The sequence below is a fragment of the Streptomyces dengpaensis genome (assembly GCF_002946835.1).
Classification (GTDB): domain Bacteria; phylum Actinomycetota; class Actinomycetes; order Streptomycetales; family Streptomycetaceae; genus Streptomyces; species Streptomyces dengpaensis.
This window is the reverse complement of the sequence record NZ_CP026652.1, coordinates 4,978,936-5,001,680: the sequence shown is the minus strand read 5'-3', so window position 1 is coordinate 5,001,680 and position 22,745 is coordinate 4,978,936. Positions and strand designations below refer to the sequence as shown.

Here is a 22,745-nt window from a genome sequence, read left to right as displayed (position 1 = left end):
GGCGCAGGGACAACCGCGCCTTGACGCGGAGTCCGGAACCCATACGGAGGAATGGTCGATCTTGCCCTCTGAAGCGTCAAGAAAGCGTCAAGAGTTAGGTAAGGTAACGAAGTACTTGGAGTGATGTACCGGTTTCGGGTGTTCGGATCGACGTGCTCGGCTCCACTGCCCGCATTCGGATTGGCGAGAAGGGAACAGCCGCTGACTGTCCACCACCTCAACCAGCTTCTGCTCGTGTGCGCGCTCGTCCTGCTCGTGGCCGTGGCAGCGGTCCGGATCTCGTCGCGCAGCGGGCTCCCCACGCTGCTCGTGTACCTGGGCATCGGCGTCGCCATGGGCCAGGACGGGATCGGCGGCATCCAATTCAACAACGCCGAGCTGACACAGGTCATCGGGTACGCGGCCCTGGTCGTGATCCTGGCCGAGGGCGGTCTGGGCACGAAGTGGAAGGAGATCAGGCCGGCCCTTCCCGCCGCCTGCTCCATGGCGCTGGTCGGTGTCGCGGTGAGCGTCGGAGTCACGGCCGCGGCGGCCCACTACCTGGTCGGACTCGAGTGGCGGCAGGCGCTCATCGTCGGGGCGGTGGTGTCCTCGACGGACGCGGCGGCGGTCTTCTCGGTCCTGCGGAAAATCCCCCTCCCCGCGCGCGTGACGGGCGTCCTGGAGGCCGAATCGGGCTTCAACGACGCTCCGGTGGTCATCCTCGTCGCCACCTTCTCCGCGGCGGGCCCTGTGGAGCACTGGTACACGCTGCTGGGCGAGATAGCCCTGGAGCTGGCCATCGGCGCGGCCATCGGCCTCGCGGTGGGCTGGCTCGGCGCGTTCGGGCTGCGGCACGTGGCGCTGCCCGCCTCCGGTCTGTATCCGATCGCCGTGATGGCGATCGCGGTCGTCGCGTACGCCGCCGGGGCGCTCGCCCACGGCAGCGGCTTCCTCGCCGTCTACCTCGCCTCGATGCTGCTCGGCAACGCGAAGCTGCCGCACTGGCCCGCCACACGCGGCTTCGCCGAAGGACTCGGCTGGATCGCCCAGATCGGCATGTTCGTGCTGCTCGGCCTGCTGGTCACGCCGCACGAGATGGGCGACGACATCTGGCCCGCCCTCGTCATCGGCCTGGCGCTGACCATGGTGGCGCGGCCGCTGAGCGTCTTCGTGAGCCTGCTGCCCTTCCGCATCCCGTGGCCGGAGCAGGCGCTGATGTCCTGGGCGGGACTGCGCGGCGCCGTGCCCATCATCCTGGCGACGATCCCGGTGGTGAGCGGCGTCGAGGAGAGCCGCCGGATCTTCAACATCGTCTTCGTCCTGGTCGCCGTCTACACCTTGATCCAGGGGCCCACGCTGCCCTGGCTGGCCCGGAAGCTGCGCCTGGGCGAGGCCGCGGAGGCCGCCGACCTGGGCATCGAATCGGCGCCCCTGGAGCGGCTGCGCGGCCATCTGCTGTCCGTCGCGATCCCCGAGGCGTCGCGTATGCACGGCGTCGAGGTGGGCGAGCTGCGGCTGCCCGCGGGCGCCGCCGTCACGCTCGTCGTACGCGAGGACAGGTCCTTCGTGCCGCTGCCCACCACCGTGCTGCGGCGCGGCGACGAACTGCTCGTGGTGGCCACCGACCCGGTCCGTGACGCGGCCGAGAAGCGGCTCCGCGCGGTGGGACAGGGCGGCAAGCTGGCCAGCTGGCTGGGCACGGTGGGCAACGGAACGGGACAGTAAACGCGACATTAAGGGGCGATGGGCATTCGCAGGCGAGCGCCGCCATGGTGCTCGTTTTCACAGGCTCCTGCGCCCGTGTCCCTGTACGATGAAGGCGCACCTTGATCGAACCAACTCTGTCTGACGCAGAGCTGGCGCGACCGTATGGCGGCCGCGGTGCCCTCGCAGTGGGCAGCCCGGTATCTACCGCAGTTCCGCGCAAGAGGACAGCTCTCGGCGCCCCCGCCCAAGGGGCCGCGCTACCAGGCGGCAGAAAGGCACGGGCCGTGGCATCCACGGTCACCTCCCGCCCTGGCTACGGACAGCTGCTGCGCACCCGCGGCGCCTGGACGTTCCTTCTTCCCGGCTTCGCCGCACGCCAGCCGTTCGCGATGCTGACCCTCTCCATCGTGCTGCTCGTGCGGCACACCACCGGCTCGTACGGGGCCGCCGGCGCCGTCGCCGCCGTCACCGGTGTCTCCATGGCGCTGTTCGCGCCCTTCACGGGACGTCTCGCCGACCGCTACGGACAGCGGGCCGTGCTGCTGCCCGGCGTCCTGGCGCACGCGCTGGCGGCCCTCTCCTTGACGGCGCTCGCGCTGGCGGACGCCCCCTTGTGGGCGCTGTTCGCCGCCGCCGTGCCGACCGGCGCCTCGGTGCCGCAGATCGGCCCCATGGTGCGTGCCCGCTGGGGCGTGAAGCTGCAGGGCTCGCCCCTGATGACCACCGCGGCCGCCTTCGAGTCCGTCACGGACGAACTGACCTTCGTGGTCGGCCCGCTGCTCGCCACGGCCCTGTGCACAACTGTGGACCCGGCCGCGGGCCTGCTGACCGAGGCCGCGCTGACGCTGGTCGGCGGCCTGCTGTTCGCCGCGCAGAAGAGCACACAGCCCTCCATCGCTGCCGACGGGCACGCGCGCGTGCGGCACGGTTCCGCTCTGCGGGTCCCCGGGGTGCGCGTTCTGATCGTGACCTTCCTGGGCATCGGCTCCGTTTTCGGCGGGATGCAGGTCTCCCTCGCCGCGTTCAGCGAGTCGGTCGGCGAACCGGAACTGAACGGCGTCCTGTACGGCATCTTCGCCGCGGGCAACATGCTCTCCGGCATCGTCTGCGGCGCCATCGCCTGGAAGGTGGCCCCGCAGCGACGGCTCGTCCTCGGGTACGTGGCCCTGGCGCTGACGGCCTCCGGGCTGTGGGCCGCCCACTCCGTGATCGTCCTCGGCGGAATCGGCCTGCTGGTCGGCATGTGCATCGCTCCGGCCCTGATCACCGGCTACACCCTGGTCGAGGGCCTGGTCCCGGCGGGCGCCCGCACCGAGGCCTTCACCTGGCTGACCGGCGCGGTCGCACTCGGCCAGGCGGCGGCCGTCACGGTCGCCGGACAGCTGGAGGACCGCCTCTGGGACGGCGCCGGGTTCCTGGTGCCGATGGCCGGTACGGCGCTGGCTCTGGCGACCCTGGTGACCCTGCGGTCCCGGCTGGTGCCGCAGGGCATGACCAGAGTGGTCGAGCAGGGCGCGGCCCGTCGCGAGCCTGTCTCTTCCGGCAAGATGTGACGTTTGTTTCTTTCGCTGTTCCTTTCACGGAATACGTCACTGTGACTCCGCCGCCGACGCGGCTTCTCACGTGGGCAGAGAAGGCCCTCACGCCGGGCAGGCCCTGCCCGCTGCCCGCGGGCAGGTGACGCGCGTTACTTCATTTGCTGGCGGCACGGGTTAGTATGGGCGATCGTTAGCACTCATTGAGTGAGAGTGCCAGGAGGAAGACAAGTGCCGACCTACCAGTACCAGTGCACCGAGTGCGGCGAGGGCCTCGAGGCGGTGCAGAAGTTCACCGACGACGCCCTGACCGAGTGCCCCAACTGCGGTGGCCGCCTGAAGAAGGTGTTCTCGGCCGTCGGCATTGTCTTCAAGGGCTCCGGCTTCTACCGCACGGACAGCCGCAGCTCCTCGTCCAGCAGCTCGTCGGCGTCGTCCAAGGCGTCAGCCTCTTCTTCGTCGTCGACGTCCTCGTCGTCTTCGTCGCCTTCGTCGTCTTCGGACGCGAAGTCGTCGGGCACCGGCTCGGCCGGCAGTTCCGCCGCGTAAGCCGCCTTCGAGGGACTCTTCTTACCGGACCCTGACGTCGTACGACGTCAGGGTCTTCGGCGTTCGCGGCCCGGCTAGGGTGCGGTCCATGGCGAACATGGAGAACCCACGGATCCCGGACGGGGATCGGACGACGGCCAGGGCCGAGATCGGTGTCATCGGCGGCTCGGGCTTCTACTCTTTCCTCGACGACGTCACCGAGATACAGGTGGACACCCCCTACGGACCGCCCAGCGACTCCCTTTTCCTCGGCGAGATCGCCGGGCGGCGGGTCGCCTTCCTCCCCCGGCACGGCCGCGGCCACCATCTGCCGCCGCACCGCATCAACTACCGGGCCAACCTTTGGGCGCTGCGCTCCCTCGGCGCACGCCAGATCCTCGGACCCTGCGCGGTGGGCGGACTGCGGCCGGAGTACGGGCCGGGGACGCTGCTCGTGCCGGACCAGGTGGTGGACCGTACGAAGGCGCGGACCCAGACGTACTTCGACGGGCTGCCGCTGCCGGACGGAACGGTGCCGAACGTGGTGCATGTGTCGCTGGCCGACCCGTACTGCCCCGTCGGGCGCAAGGTCGCCCTCGAAGCGGCACGCGGGCGGGACTGGGAGCCGGTGGACGGCGGCACGCTCGTCGTCGTCGAGGGGCCGCGGTTCTCCACGCGCGCCGAATCGCTCTGGCACCAGGCGCAGGGCTGGTCGGTGGTGGGCATGACCGGCCACCCCGAGGCGGCGCTCGCCCGTGAACTGGAGCTCTGCTACACGTCGTTGACCCTCGTCACCGACCTCGACGCGGGCGCCGAGACCGGCGAGGGTGTCTCGCACGACGACGTGCTGAAGGTGTTCGCGGCGAATGTGGACCGACTGCGGGACGTGCTGTTCGACGCGGTCGCGGGGCTGCCGGCGAACGAGACGCGGGACTGTCTGTGCACGACGGCGCTGGGTGGGATGGATCCGGGGTTTGAGCTGCCGTGATGGTTGCTGTGGCGGGTTGATGTGACGGCTGCTGTGCAGGTTGCCTCGACGGCTGCTGTGCCGGTTGGTGCGATGGCTGCTGTGCCGGTTGGTGCGGCCGTTGCTGTGCCGGCTGTTGTGGCGGTTGCTGTGCCGACGTCCGTCGCGGTGGCGGGCGAGCGGAGCGTCCCGTTCGGGTGATGGAGTTTTCCACAACTCGTCAGTAGTCCACGGGCTCCAGCGGGCTTCGTCGCGACGCCTCATCGTGGGATCGCAAACCGATCTCTCGTCGCAGGTGGTGGTCACCCATGGCACAGCTCTCCCCTCTCGCAGGCCCGCCCGGCACTCTCGTACGCCCGCCCGGCGCGGACACGCCTCCGACATGCGAGGTGCCGCACTTCGCTCCCGTACGCCTGCGCGGCGGGAGGTATCAGCTGCGGCGCCTCGCACGGCATCGACGGCGGGCCGTGGCCGCGGGGCTCGCGGTCACGGCGGCGGCCCTCGTGGCGGCGGGCCCTCGTGACGCCGAGCGGACGCGGGGGCATCCGACGGCCGCCTCCACAACCGCACCCTCTCCCGTACGCGAGCGGCGCGCTGTCAAGACGGTGATGGCGCCGGTGCGGATCTCCGACGGTGCCACCGTGCGGCTGTTGCGGCCAGGCGACCGGGTCGATGTCGTCGCGGCGGACAGTGGCGGCGCGGCGCGGGTGGTCGCGGCCGGGGCCCGGGTGACCGAGGTGCCGGACGTCAGCGCGACCGAGACCGGGGCGCTGGTCGTCCTCTCCGTCCCGCGGACGACGGCGGCACGGCTGGCCGGCGCGAGCGCCACCTCACAGCTGGCGGTGACGCTGTGCTGAATGGCGAATCGGCGTCAAGTTCCTCGATCGAGCTACGCAATTGGACAGTGCCGACAGACGCTGCCGTAGGTTGCTTAGCTGTTTGTTCCACAACCTGCGCAGAGGGGTCTCTTGGTGAGCGAGAAGAAGCAGCCCGGCGTCTGGGAGGGCTTCAAGGCCTTCCTGATGCGTGGCAACGTCGTCGATCTGGCCGTCGCGGTGGTCATCGGCGCGGCCTTCACCAACATCGTCAACTCGGTGGTCAAGGGCATCATCAACCCGCTGGTGGGTGCCATCGGCACGAAGGACCTCGACAGCTACAGCTCCTGCCTCAAGGGCCCCTGCACCGGCAGCGGCGACACCGCGACAGGTGTCCGGATTATGTGGGGCTCGGTGCTGGGCGCGACGCTCAGCTTCGTGATCACCGCTGCCGTCGTCTACTTCCTGATGGTCCTGCCGATGGCCAAGTACCTGGCACGGCAGGCGGCCCGTCAGAAGGCGAGGGAGGGCAAGCACGAGGTCATCGAGGTGTCCGAGCTGGAGGTGCTGAAGGAGATCCGCGACACCCTGGTGGCCCAGCGCGGTTCGGGACACAGCCAGAGCTGACGGCGCCACTCCGGGCCGGGGCCCAGTCAGAGCTGACGGCGCCACTCCGGGCCGGCGCCCAGCGGCTTGGAGGCCGAGCCCAAAGGCTCGGCCGCCGGGCCCGGCGGCTCCTGAGGCGCGCTCAGATGTGGTGGGGCGGCTTTTCGTCGAGGAAGCGCTTCAGGTCGGCCGCGCTGTCACTGGCGCTGTCGGGCCGCTCACCCCACCCACGGTCCGTGTCGTCCGAGGACTGTTGGCTCAGCGGGTCGTCGAAGACAAGCGCCGCCTTCGGATCGCGCGGTTCGGAGGCGGGGGCGGTACTCATGCGTCCAGGGTACGCGGAGGGGGTGGGCCGCCCTGGCTCAGCTGGGCGGCTCGGCGCCACCCTTCGGGATCTCGGCGCCCAGATTCGGGGCCCTGGCACCCAGGTCTCCTGTGAAGGAACTCACAAGAATTTCCGGGGCTTATCTGCTGTGCTTGGCCGCATGACGTCCCGTTCCACTTCAGACACCAGGCCCACTCCCCAGCCGTCCGGCCGTGGACCACTGCGCAAAATGGTCGCCCGCGGCCGCGACGAGGCGCACCGGACCGCGTCACCGCTGGAGCTCTTCTTCGACCTGTGTTTCGTCGTGGCCCTCGCCCAGGCGGGCGCCGAGCTGGTGCACGCCGCGGCCGAGGGCCACCCGGGCGAGGGCATCCTCAACTACGCGATGATCTTCTTCTCGATCTGGTGGGCCTGGATGAACTTCACCTGGTTCGCCTCCGCGTACGACAACGACGACGTGCTCTACCGGATCGTCACGCTGGTGCAGATCGCCGGTGTCCTCGTGCTCGCGGCCGGGATTTCCCGAGCCTTCGAGGACCACGAGTACCTGGCCGTCTGGCTCGGCTACGCGATCATGCGGTTCGCGATAATGGTGCAGTGGTTGCGGACGGCAATGTCCGCCGAAGGGGCCGAGAGAACCATGGCATTGCGGTACGTGGGCGGCGTACTGCTGTGCCAAATCGGCTGGCTGGGACTGCTGTTCCTGCCGCAGCCGGGCCGTCCCTGGGTGTTCCTGGTCATGATGCTCGTCGAGTTGGCCGTCCCGGTGTACGCGGAGAAGGACCTCGCCACACCCTGGCATCCGCATCACATCTCCGAGCGGTACGGACTGTTCACCATCATCGTGCTGGGCGAGACGATCGCCGCGGCCACGGCCGCCGTGAAGTCGGGCGTGGACCAGCACGGCGCGCTGCGCGATCTGCTGCCGATCGCCGCCGGCGGGCTCCTGATCGTCTTCTCCGCCTGGTGGATCTACTTCGTGGTGCCCATCCACCGGCATCTGCGGTCCAAGGCGCAGGCGTTCCCGTGGGGGTACGGCCACTATGTGATCTTCGCGTCGGCGGCCGCCATCGGTGCGGGTCTGGAGGTCGCGATCGAGCAGGCGATCGGCAAAGCACACATCTCGACGCTGGCGGCGTCCGCGGCGGTGACGCTGCCGACGGCGCTGTTCCTCCTGGCCGTGTGGGCGCTGCACTCCCGCCACTCCAAGGTGGGCATCGCGCAGCAGCTCGTCCCGCCGACCACCGCGTTGCTGGTCATCCTCTGCACGTTCCTGGGTGACCGGGCGGTGTTCGCGGCGGGCATCGTATCGGCGCTGTCGGTGGCGGTCGGGGTGATGTCGAGGGCGCGGCTGGTCGCGCGGGGGCAGGCGGAGGCCTACGCGGAGGCCTACGCGTAGGCGGTTCGCTTTCTGCCGGGGGGTGGGTCGGGGCCGTGCCGTGCGTCCGCGACTGCGGGCGAGTGGGGGCGCGCCCTCCAAACCCCATCCGGCACCATCCAGCCCGTCCGGCGTTCGCGGGCGGGGCAACGAGCCGCGCCCCCACCCACCCCGGCTGGCGAAGGTGGTTTCAGCCCGTCCGGCGCTTGAGGACGAGGCAACGAGCCGTACCCCCACCACCCACCCACCCCACCGCCCCTCCACCCCGGCCGGCGAGGTGCTTTCAGCCCGTCCGGCGCTTGAGGACGAGGCCGTTCAGGCCGAAGCGGGGGGCTGGGGGCGGCAGCCCCCAGGTACGGGAATGGGTAGGGGCGGAGGGGGCGATAAACATCCCCGCCCGCAGCTGGCAGGTGATGTCCCCGATGTCCCGCATGCGATGCGACTGACGTCGTCGGGGACGGTCGAGGGGGCGGCTGGCAAGACGGCCGCGGCGGGCAACGGGCTCAGCGGCTGGAGCACGTTGTGGATCGAGACAAGTGCCGTCTGGCGCTGGGTTTTTGACGACCGGGCAGGTCGCGTGGGAACTTGCCGCGCAAGGCGCTCGTTTTCCAAGCGTACGTTTTCTCGGTTCACGGACATGATGTCCTACCGAGGGGCTACGGTATGCACCCACAAGGTGACATGCAGCAACGCCGGGAGAAACCTTGAGCGTTCCGTACGAGACAGAAGCGTACGAACCACCCGAGTCGCCCGAGTCTCCGGAGGAGCATCTCGCGCGACTACTGGGTCGCGCCCTGAACTCCTTCGAGCTGCCCGACGAGAGGATACAGCGGCTCGACTGCGCGCTGGCGCACGACAGTTCGCTGCACTCTGCGCACCACAGCGCGGGACTGCACCGGGAGACGTACCGGCACACGTGGCTGCTCTCAGACGGCTCGGCGGTCACGCTGTGGGAGCTCGTGCACAACACGGCGCCCGGCAGCGACCCGCAGCACGAGGTGTACGTCGACGAGGAGGAGTTGCGCACCGCCACCGGCCGGCTCCCGCTGCCGCCGGACGCGCCGGACTTCGAACTGCCAGTGCTCGTCCAGTTGTCGACGATCCCCGAGCCGCGTCACGCCTACGTGCCCGACGACTCGGCGGATCACGCGCGCCGGCTCCTGCGACGGGCGGAGAACCCGGACCGGCCGGGGGCCGACATCGCGTCACTCCTGCTGGTCGAGGCGTTCGCCCACCAGATCACCCAGGCCTTCGGCCGCCCCGGCCGCGCCGGCCAGGCGGGGGTGTGCTTCTCGCTCTACGAGCACGCGTTCCTGCTGCGCGACGGGCAGGAGATCTCCCTGTGGGAGGTCGAGCACACGGCGACGCCGGACCGGCGCCACAAGTGCGAGGTGTACACGACGGAGGACGCGGCGCGGGACGCGATGGAGCGCCGCGCGGCGTGACTCGGCTGACACTGGGGCACGCGGCTTCACGCGCTACCGGCGGCTGTCGCCGAACTGGCGGACCAGGCCCGCGAAGGCGGCGCGTTCCTCGGGGGTGAGCTGGGCGGACTCCGCGGCGGGGCCGGAGCGGCGCTGGTGGGGGATGGCCCGGAGCGTGTCGCCGTCACGTCGCACAGCGACCTCGGAACGGTCGCGGCGCAGGAGGCGTACCAGGCCGACGACCCAGATGACGGTCGCCAGGGCGAGGACGGCCACGCCCATCAACGGGAGGATCGACACGTGCTCAGGCATGCGCCCCAGTAGACACCACGGTCCGGGACTTTAGTCCCGGACCGTGACGCATCTCGCAGATGCGGTGAACACCTCACAAGTGCCCTAACGGGGCAGGCGGTTGGCGGTTCAGGCCGCGACCACCGGCTCCTTCGATTCGGCCTGGGCCGATATCGGGGCGTCGGCGACCTCCGTGGCGACGCCCGCCGGGGCCGGCTTGCGCATGCCCTTCAGGACGACGACCAGGGCGGTGGTGACACAGACGCCCGCGGCGATGGCGATCAGGTAGAGGAACGGGTTGCCGATCAGCGGGACCACGAAGATGCCGCCGTGCGGGGCACGCAGCGTGGCGTCGAAGGCCATCGACAGGGAGCCCGTGACCGCGCCGCCCACCATGGCGGAGGGGATGACGCGCAGGGGGTCGGCTGCCGCGAAGGGGATCGCGCCTTCCGAGATGAAGGAGGCGCCGAGGACCCAGGCGGCCTTGCCGTTCTCGCGTTCCGTCTGGGTGAAGAGCTTGCCGCGCACCGTCGTCGCGAGGGCCATGGCCAGGGGCGGGACCATGCCCGCCGCCATCACGGCCGCCATGATCTTCATGGCCGAGTCGCTGGGGCTCGCGACCGCGATGCCGGCGGTGGCGAAGGTGTACGCCACCTTGTTGACCGGGCCGCCGAGGTCGAAGCACATCATCAGGCCGAGCAGGGCGCCGAGCAGGATGGCGTTGGTACCGGTGAGGCCGTTCAGCCAGTCGGTCATGCCCTTCTGCGCGGAGGCGATGGGCTTGCCGATCACCACGAACATCAGGAACCCGACGATCGCCGAGGAGATCAGCGGGATCACGACCACCGGCATGATGCCGCGGACGGCCGCGGGGATCTTCACCTTCTGGATCGCCATCACCACGCCACCGGCGATCAGACCGGCCGCCAGGCCGCCGAGGAAGCCCGCGTTGATCGTGAGGGAGATCGCGCCGCCGACGAAGCCCGGCACGAGGCCTGGCCTGTCTGCCATGCCGTAGGCGATGTACCCGGCCAGGACCGGGATGAGGAAGTTGAAGGCCACGCCGCCAATCTGGAAGAGCAGCGCGCCCCAGCTGTCCGCCTGGGTCCAGATGAAGTGGTCCATGACGGACGGCGCCTTGTTGATCTCGTAGCCGCCGATCGCGAAGCCCAGGGCGATCAGCAGACCACCCGCCGCGACGAACGGGACCATGTAACTGACGCCGGACATCAGCCACTTGCGCAGCTTGGTGCCGTAGCCCTCGGTGGAGTCGCCGGCCCGCTCGACCGGCGTGCCGCCGGGAGCGGCCGCCGCGCTCACCTCGCCGCGCGCGGCCTTGTCCCGCACCTCGGTGATCAGCTCGGTGGGCTTGTTGATGCCCGCCTTCACGCCGACATCGACCGTCGGCTTGCCCGCGAAGCGGTCCTTGTCCCGTACGGGTACGTCGTGCGCGAAGATCACGCCGTCCGCCGCCGCGATGACCGCCGGGTCGAGCCGGGTGAATCCGGCCGAGCCCTGCGTCTCGACGACGACCTCGACGCCCGCCTCGCGGCCCGCGTTCTCGAGCGACTCGGCCGCCATGTAGGTGTGCGCGATGCCGGTGGGGCAGGAGGTGACGGCGACGATACGGAACGGCTGAACGCCCTCGGTGCCGGTTGCGGCAGCGGTGGCGCCCGGCGCCGGGGCGGGTCCGTCCTCGACGGTCGCACCCGGCACCGGGGCCGTGCCGTCCGCGGCGGTGCCGGCGGAGGCCGCCGCATTCGACTCCGCCGCGGAGTCCTTGGAGGTACCCGGGACCTCAGCCGCCGGGCTCTCGGCCGACGGAGCCTCGGCCGCCGGTGCCTCAGCCGGGGCCTCAACCGACGGAGCCTCAGCCGCCGGTGCCTCGTCCCCGCGGATGAGCGCTGCCGCGGCGGTCGCGTCATCCACGGCCCGCAGCGCGGACATGAAGTCGGCGTTCATCAGCTGGCGGGCGAGGGACGACAGGATCGTGAGGTGGGCGTCGTCCGCGCCGGCCGGGGCGGCGATCAGGAAGATCAGGTCGGCGGGTCCGTCCAGCGCGCCGAAGTCGATCCCGGCCGCGCTGCGTCCGAAGGCGAGCGTCGGCTCGGTGACGTGTTCGCTCCGGCAGTGCGGGATGCCGATGCCGCCGTCGAGGCCGGTCGGCATCTGGGCCTCGCGGGCGGCCACGTCGGCGAGGAAGCCGTCGAGGTCGGTCACGCGGCCCAGGGCGACCATGCGCTCGGCGAGGGCGCGCGCCGCCGCTTCCTTCGTATCGGCGGACAGGTCGAGGTCGACCAGGTCCGCGTTGATCATCTCGCTCATCGCGGGCTCCTTCGCACGCGTATTGCCCGAGGGGAGTTGTGGGCGGGGGCGGGGACGGGGGTGTTGCGCTCGGAGGGGACAGGGGTGAGGGGCATGACGTGGAGAAGCGACCGGGTGCTCATGACACCGGCTCTGTCAGGACGAGATCCATCGGGACCTCCGACGTGACCGTCACCGCGGCGGGGTCGAGGTCGGCCGGACCCGGCATCACGCTGCCCGGGAGCTGGACGGCCGCGGCGCCGTGGGCGACGGCGGAGGCGAGGGCCTCGGGGCCGTTGCCTCCGGCGATCAGGAAGCCGGCGAGTGAGGAGTCGCCGGCGCCGACGTTGCTGCGTACGGCATCCACGCGCGCGCTGCCGAACCAGGCGCCCATGCCGTCCACGAGCAACTGCCCGTCCGCGCCCAGGCTCGCGAGCACGGCGCGCGCGCCCAGTTCGCGCAACTCCTCGGCCGCCTTCAGCGCATCGCCCACCGTCGCGAGGGGGCGCCCGACGGCTTCCGCGAGCTCCTCGGCATTGGGCTTCACCACGTCGGGCCGCTCGCGCAGCGCCGCGAGCAGCGCCGGGCCGGAGGTGTCGAGCGCGATCCGGGCGCCCGCCGCATGGGCCCGCGCGACCAGATCGGCGTACCAGGAGGGCGCGAGCCCGCGCGGCAGGCTGCCGCAGCAGGTGATCCAGTCGGTGTCGGCGGAACAGTACTGCCGGCGGACGGTCTCCAGGAGGAGTTCGGACTCGGCGGCGGAGAGTTCGGGGCCGGGGGCGTTGATCTTCGTGAGGGTGCCGTCGGGTTCGGCGACCGAGATGTTCGATCGGGTGGCTCCCTCGATCGGGACCGGCGCGACCTCGATGCCCTGCGCGTCGAGCAGGTCGGCGACGACCGCGCCGGGCGCACCGCCGAGGGGCAGGACGGCGACCGTGCGCTGCCCCGCGGCCGCGACCGCGCGCGAGACGTTCACGCCCTTGCCGCCCGGGTCCATACGGTCGCCGGTGGCCCGGATGACCTCGCCGCGGTCGAGGGCAGGGACCTCGTACGTACGGTCGAGGGAGGGGTTGGGGGTGACGGTGAGGATCATGCGCACTCGTTTCTCAGCACTCTCAGAGCACTCTCAGCACTTTCAGCACTCTCAACACACAGCACTTCCGTGCCGCGCTCTATACACACAGCACTTCGGTGCCGCCGCGCTCGATCGCGGAGGCGTCTTCCGGGCTCAGCCCGCTGTCGGTGATCAGCAGGTCCACATCGCTCAGGTCGCCGAAGCGGGCGAAGTGCTCCTGGCCGCTCTTGGAGGAGTCGGCGAGCAGGACCACACGGCGCGCGGCGCGCATGGTGGCGCGCTTGACCGCCGCCTCGGCGAGGTCGGGGGTGGTCAGTCCGTGGTCGGCGGAGAATCCGTTGGCGGCGATGAACAGGACATCGGCGCGGATCTCGCCGTACGCGCGGAGCGCCCACGCGTCGACGGCGGCGCGGGTACGGTGCCGGACTCGCCCCCCGACGAGATGGAGCTGGATGCCGGGGTGGTCCGCGAGGCGGGCCGCGATGGGCAGGCTGTGGGTGACGACGGTGAGCGCCGCCTCCAGCGGAAGTGCCGCGGCGAGCCGGGAGACGGTCGATCCGGCGTCCAGGATCACCGTGCCGTCGCTGGGCAGTTCGGCGACGGCCGCCTGGGCGATGCGGTCCTTCTGGTCGGCCGCGGTGGACTCGCGCTCGGCGAGGTCGGGCTCGAAGCCCAGGCGCCCGGCCGGAATCGCACCGCCGTGCACACGGCGTACGAGACCCGCGCGGTCCAGGGTCTTCAGGTCCCGGCGGATGGTCTCCGCGGTGACCTGGAACTCCTCCGCCAGGGAGAGCACGTCCACCCTGCCGCCGTCACGGGCGAGCCGGAGGATCTCCTGCTGCCGCTCCGGTGCGTACATGTCCGTTCGCCTCCGACTTCATGCCCGAACCTGTGGTTTCACTCGGAGGCTACGCCCGGATTTCTGGAAAGTAAACAGGTTCGGCGCGATCTGGGCATGAACGGACGCACCAGTCGGGCATGAACGGACTTTGGGCCTGCTGTCGCCGCAACGACAGAACGGCAGCAGGCCCGGAACCTGAGGTGCCGGGCCTGCCCTTTCCACCGGTCTCAGCCCACGAGTTCGGGCTCCGGCTTCCGCTCCCCCGCCCCGGTCTCCGCCGTCTCGGAGGCGCCCTCCACGTGCTGCGCCGGCCGCTTCGGCAGGGCGAACATCAGCAGGAAGATGACCGCCAGCACCGCCGCGACCCAGCCCAGCGCGTACTGGAAGGCGTTCGCGAAGGCGGGGCCCACCTGGGCGGGACGCAGGTGGTCACTGATCTGGCCGAAGAAGAGGACCGACACCAGCCCGAGCCCCAGGGCGTTGCCCATCTGCTGCACGGTGTTGATGAGCCCGGAGGCCGAACCGGAGTGCTCGCGCGGGACCTCCGACAGCACCGCGTCCGTCAGCGGGGCCACGATGAAGCCCATGCCAGCGCCCATGACCACCAGCGGAAGCGCCATCTGCCAGGAAGCGATGGACATTCCGTACCGGTCGGACTCCCAGATGTAGAGGAGCACTCCGAGCGCCATGATCAGGGCGCCCGCCTGCAGCACCTTGCGCCCGATGCGCGGGACCAGCAGCTGCACCGACATGCCCGCGGCCGCCGACACGGCGATCGAGAACGGCACCCCGGTCAGACCCGCCCGCAGCGGGCTCCAGCCCAGGCCGAACTGCATATACAGCGTCCAGACCAGGAAGAAGATGCCGAGCGCGACACCGAAGACGGTCTGTACGGCGATGCCCGCCGCGAAGCTCTTCACCTTGAACAGCGACAGCTCGACCAGCGGCGAACCGTCCCGCGCCGTCTTCCGCTTCTCGTACGCCACCAGCGCCGCGAAGACCACGAAGGAGCCGGCCATCGACGCGTACCCCCACAGCGGCCAGTCCAGCTCACGGCCGCGGGTGAGCGGGTAGATCAGCATCAGCATGCCGAGGGTGACGAGGGCGACGCCGACGAGATCGAGCTTGAGGGCCTTCGGGGCCTTCGACTCGCTGATGAACCGGCGGCCCAGGATCAGCGCGGCCACCCCCACCGGCAGGTTGATGAGGAAGATGGGCCGCCACTCCAGGCCGAACAGGTTCCACTCGGTGAGCAGCGCGCCGAGCAGCGGACCGGAGACCGCGCCCAGTCCCACGATCGCGCCGAAGAGGCCGAAGACCTTGCCGCGCTCGTGCGCCGGGAAGGTGGCGTGCACGATCGACAGCACCTGCGGCACCATCAGCGCGGCCATCGCGCCCTGCAGGATGCGGGAGGCGACGAGCATCTCCGGGTTCGCGGCGAAGCCGCACAGGGCGGAGGCGATCGTGAAGCCGGCTATGCCGAGGAGGAAGAGCCGCTTGCGGCCGTGGATGTCGCCGAGCCGCCCGCCCGTGATGAGTCCGGCGGCGAAGGCCAGTGCGTAGCCCGCCGTGATCCACTGGATCTGGCTGGTCGAGGCGCCCGCGTCCCGCTGGATCGACGGGATGGCGATGTTGACGATCGTGACGTCGACCAGATCCATGAAGGCGGCGGTCATCACGATGGCGAGGGCGATCCAGCGGCGCCGGTCGGCCACGGCGGTCACGCCCTGGCCGACCGGGCCGTCAGCGGGCTCGGCCGGGCTGCTGAGAGGGGTCTCGGTGGAGGTCATGGAGGGAAGATAGAGCCCTACTAGGTCAGATCATGTCCTAGATGTGCGGCACCCTGAAGAACATGACGACTGACACCCCGGCCCGGCTGCTTCAGCTCCTCTCCCTCCTCCAGACGCCCCGCGAATGGCCCGGCGGCGAGCTCTCCGAGCGGCTCGGGGTGTCCCGTCGTACGGTCCGCCGGGACATCGACCGGCTGCGGGAACTGGGGTATCCGGTGCAGGCGACCAAGGGGGCCGAAGGCGGGTACCGCCTGGTGGCGGGCAAGGCGATGCCGCCGCTCGTGCTCGACGACGAGGAGGCCGTGGCGATCGCGGTGGGGCTGCGGGCCGGTGCCGGGCACGCCGTCGAGGGCGTGGAGGAGGCCTCCGTACGGGCCCTCGCCAAGCTGGAGCAGGTACTGCCGTCCCGGCTGCGGCACCGCGTGTCCACGCTGCAAGCCGCGACCACCCCGCTGACCAGCGGGGACGGGGCGAGTATCGCGCCCGAGACACTGACCGTGATGGCGTCGAGCGTCGCCGGCCGGGAGCGGCTGCGGTTCGCGTACCGCTCCGGGGACGGGACGCCGTCGCGACGCCTGACCGAGCCGTACCGGCTCGTCTCCACCGGCCGTCGCTGGTACCTCGTCGCATACGACCTCGATCGCGAGGACTGGCGGACGTTCCGCGTCGACCGGGTCGCCGAGCCCTTCGCGACGGGGACACGGTTCGCGCCGGGCGAGCTGCCGGCGGGGAACGCGGCGGAGTTTCTGCGGCAGTCGATGTACCGGCGGCAGCAGACGTACGACTTCGAGGTCGTCTTCGCCGCGCCCGCCCTGTTCGTCGCGGCGAGCCTGCCCGCCTGGCTCGGCACGCCCGAGCCGATCGACGACCACAGCTGCCGGCTGCGCTCTTCCGCCGGCGACTCGGTGGAGTGGCTGGCGGTGCGGATCGCGATGGTCGACTGCGAGTTCGAGGTGCGGGAGCCTGCGGAACTGGTGGACTCTGTACGGGAGTTGGGTGGGCGGTTGCTGCGGGGGGTCGGCGCGGGCGGGGCGGGGTAGGAGGTTTTCGCCCCCTCCGCCCCTACCCGTCCCGTACCCCCAGACCCCCGTCTATCGCGCTTCGCTCTCGTCCTCAAACGCCGGACGGGCTGAACGCGCACTCCAGGGGAAGTCACGTAGCGCCGCGAGGTGGCGGAGCGCGAGCGCGACGGGCCCGTCCGGGCCGTCAGCGGCTTCGTCTCCCGCCGCCCAGGCCTCCACCGCGACCCGGACAGCCGCACTGGCCACGGCGGCAACGAGGCGGAGTTCGGCGGAAGGGGCAGGTGAGGGCTCGGCGGAATCGGCCCCCGGCCCTCTCGCCGCCAGCACCCCCGCCAACGTCCGTTCCGCCGTCTGGCGCGCCTCGCCCCAGACTCTCAGCAGGGCCGGGTTTTCCTCGGCCAGGCGGAGGAGGGCGCGGACCCAGTCCAAGGACTCAGGTCTGACGCCGACCCCCGGAGTCAGCGTGGAGACGATCGCGTGGTGGAGGGCCTCGGGGACCGTCAGGTGGGCCGGGACGTCGCGGACGGCCTCGGCCCACTTCTGGGCGCCCGCGGCCGGGTCACCCCGGGGTTCAGGTTCGGGGTGGCCCGGCAACGAGCTGCCCGGGGCCAGGCCCACGGCCCGCGTGGGACACCCGCGAAATCAGCGCGTAGAACACTCCCGAAGCCAAAAGAGAGCCGAGCCCCGGCGCCAGGGGGAGGACGCCGAGGCTCGGCTCGGGAAGAGTCCCGGCGCGGGGGGGGAGTGCGTCGGGACTCGGTACTGAGGGGGCGTACGCCCCGCGTGGAACCCTCAACCCTGGGCCCTGAAGTCTTGTGCCCAGAGCCCAGCAGGTTGAAGCGTTCAAAACACGGCAAGGTCTGGTCGACTTGCGGCCAAAGTTGTCCACCGTGGTCGGACAGCGCTGTCCGACGTCGTCGCCCAGCGTTGCCCAACACGGCCGGCGCGTGTCCGTAGGACCCGCACGAGGCGGGCTCCGTACGGTCACCCGAGTCAGCCGCCGTACGGTCCGCGCACGTCAGCCGCCGTACGAGCCTTACGCCGCCGCGTCGAACCCAGTGGAACGCGCCAGCTTCTTCAGCTCGAGCAGCGCGTGCTTCTCGATCTGGCGGATGCGCTCGCGCGTGAGCCCGTGCTCCTTGCCGACCTCGGTCAGCGTGCGCTCCCGGCCGTCCTCGATGCCGTACCGCATCTTGATGATGGAGGCCGTGCGCTCGTCAAGACGGCCGATCAGGTCGTCAAGTCCCTCGGTGCGCAGCAGCGTGAGGACGGACTGCTCGGGCGACACGGCCGACGTGTCTTCCAGCAGGTCGCCGAACTGGGTCTCGCCCTCGTCGTCCACCGCCATGTTCAACGAGACCGGGTCGCGGGCCCAGTCCAGGACGTCGCCCACGCGCTCCGGCGTGGAACCGAGCTCGGCGGCGATCTCCGCGTGCTCCGGCTCCCGCCCGTTCTCACGGTTGAACTCGCGCTGCACGCGCCGGATCCGGCCCAGCTCCTCGACCAGGTGGACGGGGAGACGGATCGTGCGCGACTGGTCGGCGATGGAGCGGGTGATGGCCTGGCGGATCCACCACGTCGCGTACGTCGAGAACTTGAAGCCCTTGCGGTAGTCGAACTTCTCGACCGCGCGCACCAGACCCGCGTTGCCCTCCTGAATCAGGTCGAGCAGGGGCAGGCCGCTGCGCGGATAGCGGCGGGCGACAGCCACCACCAGCCGGAGGTTCGAGCGGATGAAGATGTCCTTCGCCCGCTCGCCGTCGGCGACCAGCGCCTCCAGCTCCTCGCGGGTGGCATCCGCCCTGGCGTCCTCCGCACCGTCGAGGATCTGCCGCGCGAACACACCCGCCTCGATGACCTGGGACAACTCGACTTCCTTGGCGGCGTCGAGCAGTGGCGTACGCGCGATCTCGTCGAGGTACATGCCGACCAGGTCGCGGTCGGCGATCTCGCCGCCTACGGCGCGAACACTGCGTGCCGCGTCGGCGGTCTCGCCGGTGGCGGACGTACGACGGGCGACGGCACGGGTTGCCATGCGTGCTCCCTTGCGTATGGAGGCCCCCTGCCCGGGTGGTGCCGAGCGCTGTGGGGGAGGCTGGCGGGTGGTCCTGGACAGCGGGCTCACCCTCCCGGGCGCCTGCCATCCGAAGGAAACAACGACTGGAATCAGGACAGAATTCCCAACCCGCCCCTCAATTTTTCTGATCTTGCAGTACCCTGTCCCGCCACAGGGAGGACGGATGCCGCCGGAACGTACAGAGGTGCAGGTCAGGCCGGGAGTCGAGAGCGACCTCGACGCCCTCACGGACATCTACAACCACTACGTTCGCGAGACGCCCATCACCTTCGACACCGCCGTCTTCACGCCGGAAGAGCGTCGGCCGTGGTTGCTCTCCCACCCTGAAGACGGACCACACCGCCTGATGGTTGCCACGGACGCGGACTCCAAGGCGATTCTTGGGTACGCCACATCCAGCCCGTTCCGCCCCAAGCCCGCGTACGCCACATCCGTAGAGGTCACGGTCTACGTCGCGCCGGACGCGGGCGGACGCGGTACCGGCACACTCCTCTACAAGGCCCTCTTCGAGGCACTCGCCGGCGAGGACCTGCACCGCGCCTACGCGGGCATCGCCCAGCCCAACGACGCCGAGCCCAACGAAGCGTCCGTACGCCTGCACGAACGCTTCGGGTTCCGGCACATAGGCACCTACCGGGAGGTCGGCCGCAAGTTCGGCCGCTACTGGGACGTCGTCTGGTACGAGAAAGAGCTGAACCGATAGCGGCGAAGAGAGCCGAACGAAGAACGGCGAAGGGGCAGCCGAACCGTACGGCAGCCCAGCCGAACCGCACCGCGGCTCAGCCGAACTGCACCGACCGCTTCGCCATCCCCATCCAGAAGCCGTCGATCACGGACCTCTGCCCGTCCGGCTCACCGGCCGCGTCCGCCGCGCCCAGGGTCACGAAGAGGGGGGCGAAGTGCTCGGTGCGCGGGTGGGCCAGCCGGCCCGCCGGGGACTTGCGCTCGAAGTCGAGCAGCGCGTCCACGTCACCGGCGTCCAGGGCGCGGTGGCCCCAGTCGTCGAACTCGCTCGACCAGGACGGGACTCCCCCGCCGGCGTGCCGCAGGGCCGCCAGATTGTGCGTGAAGAAGCCGGAGCCGACGATCAGGACACCCTCGTCGCGCAGCGGCGCCAGCTTGCGGCCGATCTCGAAGAGGCGGACCGGGTCGAGGGTCGGCATGGAAAACTGCAGGACCGGGATGTCGGCCTCGGGGAACATCTCCGCCAGCGGGACGTACGCGCCGTGGTCGAGCCCTCGGTCCGGGATGTCCTGCACCGGCGTACCGGGCGCGCGCAGCAACTTCCTTACGGACTCGGCGAGTTCGGGGGCTCCGGGCGCCGCGTACGTGACCTGGTAGTAGTGCTCGGGGAAGCCCCAGAAGTCGTACACGAGCGGCACGGTCTCCACCGCGCCGAGGGCGAGCGGGGCCTCTTCCCAGTGGGCGGAGACCATGAGGATCGCCTTGGGGCGCGGCAGGTCCGCGGACCATGCGGCGAGCTGGCCGGGCCAGATCGGGTCGTCGGCGAGCGGCGGGGCGCCATGGCTCAGGTAGAGGGCGGGCATGCGCTCGAGCGCGGAACGCTCCTCGGTGGCGGCGGACATGGCGGCTCCCATGAGTACCTAGAGTCCAAAAGTCCTTAAAGTTTCAAGCTCTTTGGTCAAGCTTACGTGATTTTTGTTTAAGTTTCAAGAAGGGGCTCGTACAGTGGAGTACATGAACACGGCATCCGCTGAAGAGCCACGCTGGCTCAACGACGAGGAACAGCGCATCTGGCGTGCGTACCGGCACGCCACGACTCTCCTTGAGGACCATCTCGATCGCCAGCTCCAGCGTGACGCGGGCATGCCGCACATCTACTACGGCCTGCTCGTCCAGCTCGCCGAAGCACCGCGCAGGCAGCTGCGGATGACCGAGCTGGCGATGAGCGCGAAGATCACCCGCTCCCGGCTCTCCCACGCGATCGCGCGCCTGGAGAAGAGCGGCTGGGTACGGCGCGAGGACTGCCCCTCCGACAAGCGGGGACAGTTCGCGATCCTCACCGACGAGGGCTTCGAAGTACTGCGGCGCACCGCGCCGGGCCATGTCAGCGCCGTACGCCAGGCCCTGTTCGACCGGCTCACCCCGGACCAGCAGAAGGCCTTCGGCGACGCCATGCGGATCATCGCCGAGGGACTCCAGCCGAAGGACGCGGGGGCGGATCTGCCCTGGCTGCGTTAGGAGTGCGGAACTCTCGCCGGGCGGGCCGACGGGCCCCGGACGCGGGTCTGCCCCGGCTCCGCTCGGCCTGAGTGGCTGAGTTGGAGCCGGGGCAGTCCCTGGGAATCGTACGGACCGTCCCCATCCCGCGTCCGTACGCGAAGTACCCGGAGTGGCCGCAGTACCCGGAGTGGCCGCGGTGAGTGGCCGATGTACCCGGAGTGCGGACCGTGCCGTCAGTGGGCGATGACCGGCACCTTCACCTCGTCCTCGGCGTCCTCACCCTTGGCGACGGCCGAAGTGGCGTCCGGGCGGCCGGCGTTGATGAAGGTGAGGGCGATCGCCGCGGCGACCACGAGGATGCCGACGGCGAACCCGATCGCGCTGGTGTAGCCCTCCACCAAGCCCTCCAGCTGGACGAGCTGCTGCTGCGGCCGAGAGGCGGCACCGGCGATGTGGTCCTTGATGTACGAGGTGGTCGCCGAGGCGGCGATCGTGTTCAGCAGGGCCGTACCGATCGCGCCGCCCACCTGCTGCGAGGTGTTGACCATCGCGGAGGCGACACCGGCGTCGCGCGGCTCGATGCCGTGCGTGGACAGGGACATGGCCGGCATGAACGCCGTACCCATGCCGAGGCCGAGCAGCAGCTGGGCAGGCAGGAGCAGGCCCGCGTACGAGGAGCCGACCTCCATCTGGGTCAGCAGCAGCATGCCGACCGCGGCGGCCAGGAAGCCCGGGCCCATCAGCAGCCGGGCCGGAACGCGCGTCATCAGACGGGCACCGATCTGCGTGGAGCCCGTGATCATGCCCACGATCATCGGCAGGAAGGCGAAGCCGGTCCTGACCGGCGAGTAGCCCTTCACGACCTGCAGGTAGTAGGTCAGGAAGAGGAACAGACCGAACATCGCGATGACCGCGAGGCCGAGGGAGAGGTAGACGCCGGCGCGGTTGCGCTCGGTGATCACCCGGAGGGGCAGCAGCGGGGCCTTGACCTTGGACTCGACGAGGACGAACGCGGCCAGCAGGACGGCGGACGCGACGAACAGGCCGATCGTCATGGAGTTACCCCAGCCGTCGGACTCGGCGCGCGTGAAGCCGTAGACGAGGGCGACCAGGCCGAGGGTGGACAGGACGACACCCGGGATGTCGAGCGGCGAGCGGTTGCGGCCGCCCTCCGGCTCACGGATGACGAAGTACGCACCGGCGGCGGCGACGACCGCGAACGGGATGTTCACGAAGAACGTCCAGCGCCAGTCGAGGTACTCGGTGAGGAACCCGCCGAGGATCAGGCCGACGGCGCCACCGCCACCGGCGATCGCGCCGTAGATGCCGAACGCCTTGGCGCGCTCCTTGGCGTCGGTGAACATGACCGCGAGCAGCGACAGCGCGGCCGGCGCGAGCAGCGCGCCGAAGGCACCCTGAAGGGCGCGCGAGCCGAGCAGCATCGCCTCGTTGGTCGCGGCACCGCCCAGGGCGGACGCGCTGGCGAAGCCGATCAGGCCGGTCACAAAGGTGCGCTTGCGGCCCCACAGGTCGGCGATGCGGCCGCCGAAGAGCAGCAGACCACCGAAGGCCAGGGCGTAGGCCGTGATGACCCACTGGCGGTTGCCGTCCGAGATCCCCAGGTCCTGCTGGGCGGAGGGCAGCGCGATGTTCACGATGGTGGCGTCGAGGACGACCATCAGCTGGGCGAGCGCTATGAAGGTGAGCGCTTTCCAGCGATTGGCATGGGCGTCGGGGATGGCCGCCGACTTGCCGGTTGATGCGGATGTTGCAGACATGGGGGTACCCACTCCGGGACTTCGTAGCGAAAAAGGGCGAGGAAAGGTGAGGGAAGGCGAGGGAAAGGGACGGCTCGTCTTCGTCGACGGCCGGGCAGCTTCGTAGGACTCGGGAA

Annotated in this window: 21 protein-coding genes; 11 read left to right on the top strand and 10 right to left on the bottom strand. The window is 70.4% G+C overall.

Annotation, left to right across the window (positions count from 1 at the left end; all coding sequences use genetic code 11):
- Positions 1–123 precede the first annotated feature (123 nt).
- From C4B68_RS23210 to mscL, 6 genes are all read left to right on the top strand, one after another.
- Positions 124–1,707, top strand: a complete 1,584-nt coding sequence (locus C4B68_RS23210; RefSeq protein ID WP_099501908.1) for a potassium/proton antiporter — start codon at positions 124–126, stop codon at positions 1,705–1,707.
- 266 nt (positions 1,708–1,973) lie between these two features.
- Positions 1,974–3,242 carry an MFS transporter gene (locus C4B68_RS23200; protein WP_099501909.1) on the top strand — a complete coding sequence of 423 codons (1,269 nt, stop codon included), beginning with the start codon at positions 1,974–1,976 and terminating at the stop codon, positions 3,240–3,242.
- A gap of 213 nt (positions 3,243–3,455) precedes the next feature.
- Positions 3,456–3,773: an FmdB family zinc ribbon protein gene (locus tag C4B68_RS23195; protein WP_099501910.1), complete on the top strand. Its 318-nt coding sequence runs from the start codon at positions 3,456–3,458 to the stop codon at positions 3,771–3,773.
- An 88-nt stretch (positions 3,774–3,861) separates the two neighbouring features.
- Positions 3,862–4,740: an S-methyl-5'-thioadenosine phosphorylase gene (locus tag C4B68_RS23190; protein WP_240634444.1), complete on the top strand. Its 879-nt coding sequence runs from the start codon at positions 3,862–3,864 to the stop codon at positions 4,738–4,740.
- A gap of 287 nt (positions 4,741–5,027) precedes the next feature.
- Positions 5,028–5,576: a hypothetical protein gene (locus C4B68_RS23185; RefSeq protein ID WP_099501911.1), complete on the top strand. Its 549-nt coding sequence runs from the start codon at positions 5,028–5,030 to the stop codon at positions 5,574–5,576.
- A 114-nt stretch (positions 5,577–5,690) separates the two neighbouring features.
- A complete protein-coding gene (gene mscL, locus C4B68_RS23180; protein WP_099501954.1) occupies positions 5,691–6,161 on the top strand; it encodes a large conductance mechanosensitive channel protein MscL in 471 nt (156 codons plus the stop codon).
- 121 nt (positions 6,162–6,282) lie between these two features.
- Here the strand turns inward: mscL and C4B68_RS23175 are convergent, their stop codons facing one another.
- Positions 6,283–6,465, bottom strand: coding sequence for a hypothetical protein (locus C4B68_RS23175; RefSeq protein WP_099501912.1), 183 nt, complete (start codon positions 6,463–6,465; stop codon positions 6,283–6,285).
- 160 nt (positions 6,466–6,625) lie between these two features.
- Between C4B68_RS23175 and C4B68_RS23170 the strand changes: the two genes are divergently transcribed.
- Together C4B68_RS23170 and C4B68_RS23165 are read left to right on the top strand one after the other, a co-directional pair.
- Positions 6,626–7,864, top strand: coding sequence for a low temperature requirement protein A (locus tag C4B68_RS23170; protein WP_099501955.1), 1,239 nt, complete (start codon positions 6,626–6,628; stop codon positions 7,862–7,864).
- A 683-nt stretch (positions 7,865–8,547) separates the two neighbouring features.
- Positions 8,548–9,288, top strand: coding sequence for a DUF6227 family protein (locus C4B68_RS23165; protein ID WP_099501913.1), 741 nt, complete (start codon positions 8,548–8,550; stop codon positions 9,286–9,288).
- 33 nt (positions 9,289–9,321) lie between these two features.
- On the opposite strand, the gene C4B68_RS23160 is transcribed toward C4B68_RS23165, so the two are convergent.
- The 5 genes from C4B68_RS23160 to C4B68_RS23140 form a co-directional block, all read right to left on the bottom strand.
- Positions 9,322–9,579: a hypothetical protein gene (locus tag C4B68_RS23160; protein WP_099501914.1), complete on the bottom strand. Its 258-nt coding sequence runs from the start codon at positions 9,577–9,579 to the stop codon at positions 9,322–9,324.
- A 108-nt stretch (positions 9,580–9,687) separates the two neighbouring features.
- A complete protein-coding gene (locus C4B68_RS23155; protein WP_099501915.1) occupies positions 9,688–11,883 on the bottom strand; it encodes a PTS fructose transporter subunit IIABC in 2,196 nt (731 codons plus the stop codon).
- Between the two features lie 118 nt (positions 11,884–12,001).
- Complete coding sequence (gene pfkB / locus C4B68_RS23150) at positions 12,002–12,955, bottom strand: 1-phosphofructokinase (protein ID WP_099501916.1); 954 nt, start codon at positions 12,953–12,955, stop codon at positions 12,002–12,004.
- Positions 12,956–13,034: 79 nt separating this feature from the next.
- Positions 13,035–13,796 carry a DeoR/GlpR family DNA-binding transcription regulator gene (locus C4B68_RS23145; RefSeq protein ID WP_099501917.1) on the bottom strand — a complete coding sequence of 254 codons (762 nt, stop codon included), beginning with the start codon at positions 13,794–13,796 and terminating at the stop codon, positions 13,035–13,037.
- A gap of 209 nt (positions 13,797–14,005) precedes the next feature.
- A complete protein-coding gene (locus C4B68_RS23140) occupies positions 14,006–15,568 on the bottom strand; it encodes an MFS transporter (RefSeq protein ID WP_099501918.1) in 1,563 nt (520 codons plus the stop codon).
- 62 nt (positions 15,569–15,630) lie between these two features.
- Here C4B68_RS23140 and C4B68_RS23135 point away from each other — a divergent pair, with 62 nt between their 5' ends.
- Complete coding sequence (locus C4B68_RS23135; RefSeq protein WP_099501956.1) at positions 15,631–16,608, top strand: helix-turn-helix transcriptional regulator; 978 nt, start codon at positions 15,631–15,633, stop codon at positions 16,606–16,608.
- A gap of 51 nt (positions 16,609–16,659) precedes the next feature.
- Here C4B68_RS23135 and C4B68_RS23130 read toward each other — a convergent pair whose 3' ends face one another.
- Both C4B68_RS23130 and C4B68_RS23125 read right to left on the bottom strand, forming a co-directional pair.
- The gene (locus C4B68_RS23130; RefSeq protein ID WP_099501919.1) at positions 16,660–17,208 is read right to left on the bottom strand and encodes a TetR family transcriptional regulator; all 549 of its coding nucleotides are present in this window, start codon (positions 17,206–17,208) and stop codon (positions 16,660–16,662) included.
- A 418-nt stretch (positions 17,209–17,626) separates the two neighbouring features.
- A complete protein-coding gene (locus C4B68_RS23125) occupies positions 17,627–18,625 on the bottom strand; it encodes a sigma-70 family RNA polymerase sigma factor (RefSeq protein ID WP_099501920.1) in 999 nt (332 codons plus the stop codon).
- Positions 18,626–18,830: 205 nt separating this feature from the next.
- Between C4B68_RS23125 and C4B68_RS23120 the strand changes: the two genes are divergently transcribed.
- Entirely contained in the window at positions 18,831–19,370 is a 540-nt protein-coding gene (locus C4B68_RS23120; protein ID WP_099501921.1) for a GNAT family N-acetyltransferase, read from the top strand.
- A 76-nt stretch (positions 19,371–19,446) separates the two neighbouring features.
- Here the strand turns inward: C4B68_RS23120 and C4B68_RS23115 are convergent, their stop codons facing one another.
- On the bottom strand, positions 19,447–20,253 hold the full coding sequence (locus C4B68_RS23115) for a dioxygenase family protein (protein ID WP_099501957.1): 807 nt from the start codon (positions 20,251–20,253) through the stop codon (positions 19,447–19,449).
- 112 nt (positions 20,254–20,365) lie between these two features.
- Here C4B68_RS23115 and C4B68_RS23110 point away from each other — a divergent pair, with 112 nt between their 5' ends.
- Positions 20,366–20,869, top strand: a complete 504-nt coding sequence (locus tag C4B68_RS23110) for a MarR family winged helix-turn-helix transcriptional regulator (RefSeq protein WP_099501958.1) — start codon at positions 20,366–20,368, stop codon at positions 20,867–20,869.
- A 215-nt stretch (positions 20,870–21,084) separates the two neighbouring features.
- On the opposite strand, the gene C4B68_RS23105 is transcribed toward C4B68_RS23110, so the two are convergent.
- Complete coding sequence (locus C4B68_RS23105; protein WP_180289250.1) at positions 21,085–22,629, bottom strand: MFS transporter; 1,545 nt, start codon at positions 22,627–22,629, stop codon at positions 21,085–21,087.
- Positions 22,630–22,745: the final 116 nt, after the last annotated feature.

Excerpts from the sequence above, each read along its gene's own strand:
- C4B68_RS23210 (WP_099501908.1), top strand. The coding sequence starts at position 124 with ATGTACCGGTTTCGGGTGTTCGGATCGACGTGCTCGGCTCCACTGCCC.
- C4B68_RS23190 (WP_240634444.1), top strand. The coding sequence starts at position 3,862 with ATGGCGAACATGGAGAACCCACGGATCCCGGACGGGGATCGGACGACG.
- C4B68_RS23185 (WP_099501911.1), top strand. The coding sequence starts at position 5,028 with ATGGCACAGCTCTCCCCTCTCGCAGGCCCGCCCGGCACTCTCGTACGC.
- C4B68_RS23175 (WP_099501912.1), bottom strand. The coding sequence starts at position 6,465 with ATGAGTACCGCCCCCGCCTCCGAACCGCGCGATCCGAAGGCGGCGCTT.
- C4B68_RS23170 (WP_099501955.1), top strand. The coding sequence starts at position 6,626 with ATGACGTCCCGTTCCACTTCAGACACCAGGCCCACTCCCCAGCCGTCC.
- C4B68_RS23160 (WP_099501914.1), bottom strand. The coding sequence starts at position 9,579 with ATGCCTGAGCACGTGTCGATCCTCCCGTTGATGGGCGTGGCCGTCCTC.
- C4B68_RS23155 (WP_099501915.1), bottom strand. The coding sequence starts at position 11,883 with ATGAGCGAGATGATCAACGCGGACCTGGTCGACCTCGACCTGTCCGCC.
- pfkB (WP_099501916.1), bottom strand. The coding sequence starts at position 12,955 with ATGATCCTCACCGTCACCCCCAACCCCTCCCTCGACCGTACGTACGAG.
- C4B68_RS23145 (WP_099501917.1), bottom strand. The coding sequence starts at position 13,796 with ATGTACGCACCGGAGCGGCAGCAGGAGATCCTCCGGCTCGCCCGTGAC.
- C4B68_RS23140 (WP_099501918.1), bottom strand. The coding sequence starts at position 15,568 with ATGACCTCCACCGAGACCCCTCTCAGCAGCCCGGCCGAGCCCGCTGAC.
- C4B68_RS23135 (WP_099501956.1), top strand. The coding sequence starts at position 15,631 with ATGACGACTGACACCCCGGCCCGGCTGCTTCAGCTCCTCTCCCTCCTC.
- C4B68_RS23125 (WP_099501920.1), bottom strand. The coding sequence starts at position 18,625 with ATGGCAACCCGTGCCGTCGCCCGTCGTACGTCCGCCACCGGCGAGACC.
- C4B68_RS23120 (WP_099501921.1), top strand. The coding sequence starts at position 18,831 with ATGCCGCCGGAACGTACAGAGGTGCAGGTCAGGCCGGGAGTCGAGAGC.
- C4B68_RS23115 (WP_099501957.1), bottom strand. The coding sequence starts at position 20,253 with ATGTCCGCCGCCACCGAGGAGCGTTCCGCGCTCGAGCGCATGCCCGCC.
- C4B68_RS23110 (WP_099501958.1), top strand. The coding sequence starts at position 20,366 with ATGAACACGGCATCCGCTGAAGAGCCACGCTGGCTCAACGACGAGGAA.
- C4B68_RS23105 (WP_180289250.1), bottom strand. The coding sequence starts at position 22,629 with ATGTCTGCAACATCCGCATCAACCGGCAAGTCGGCGGCCATCCCCGAC.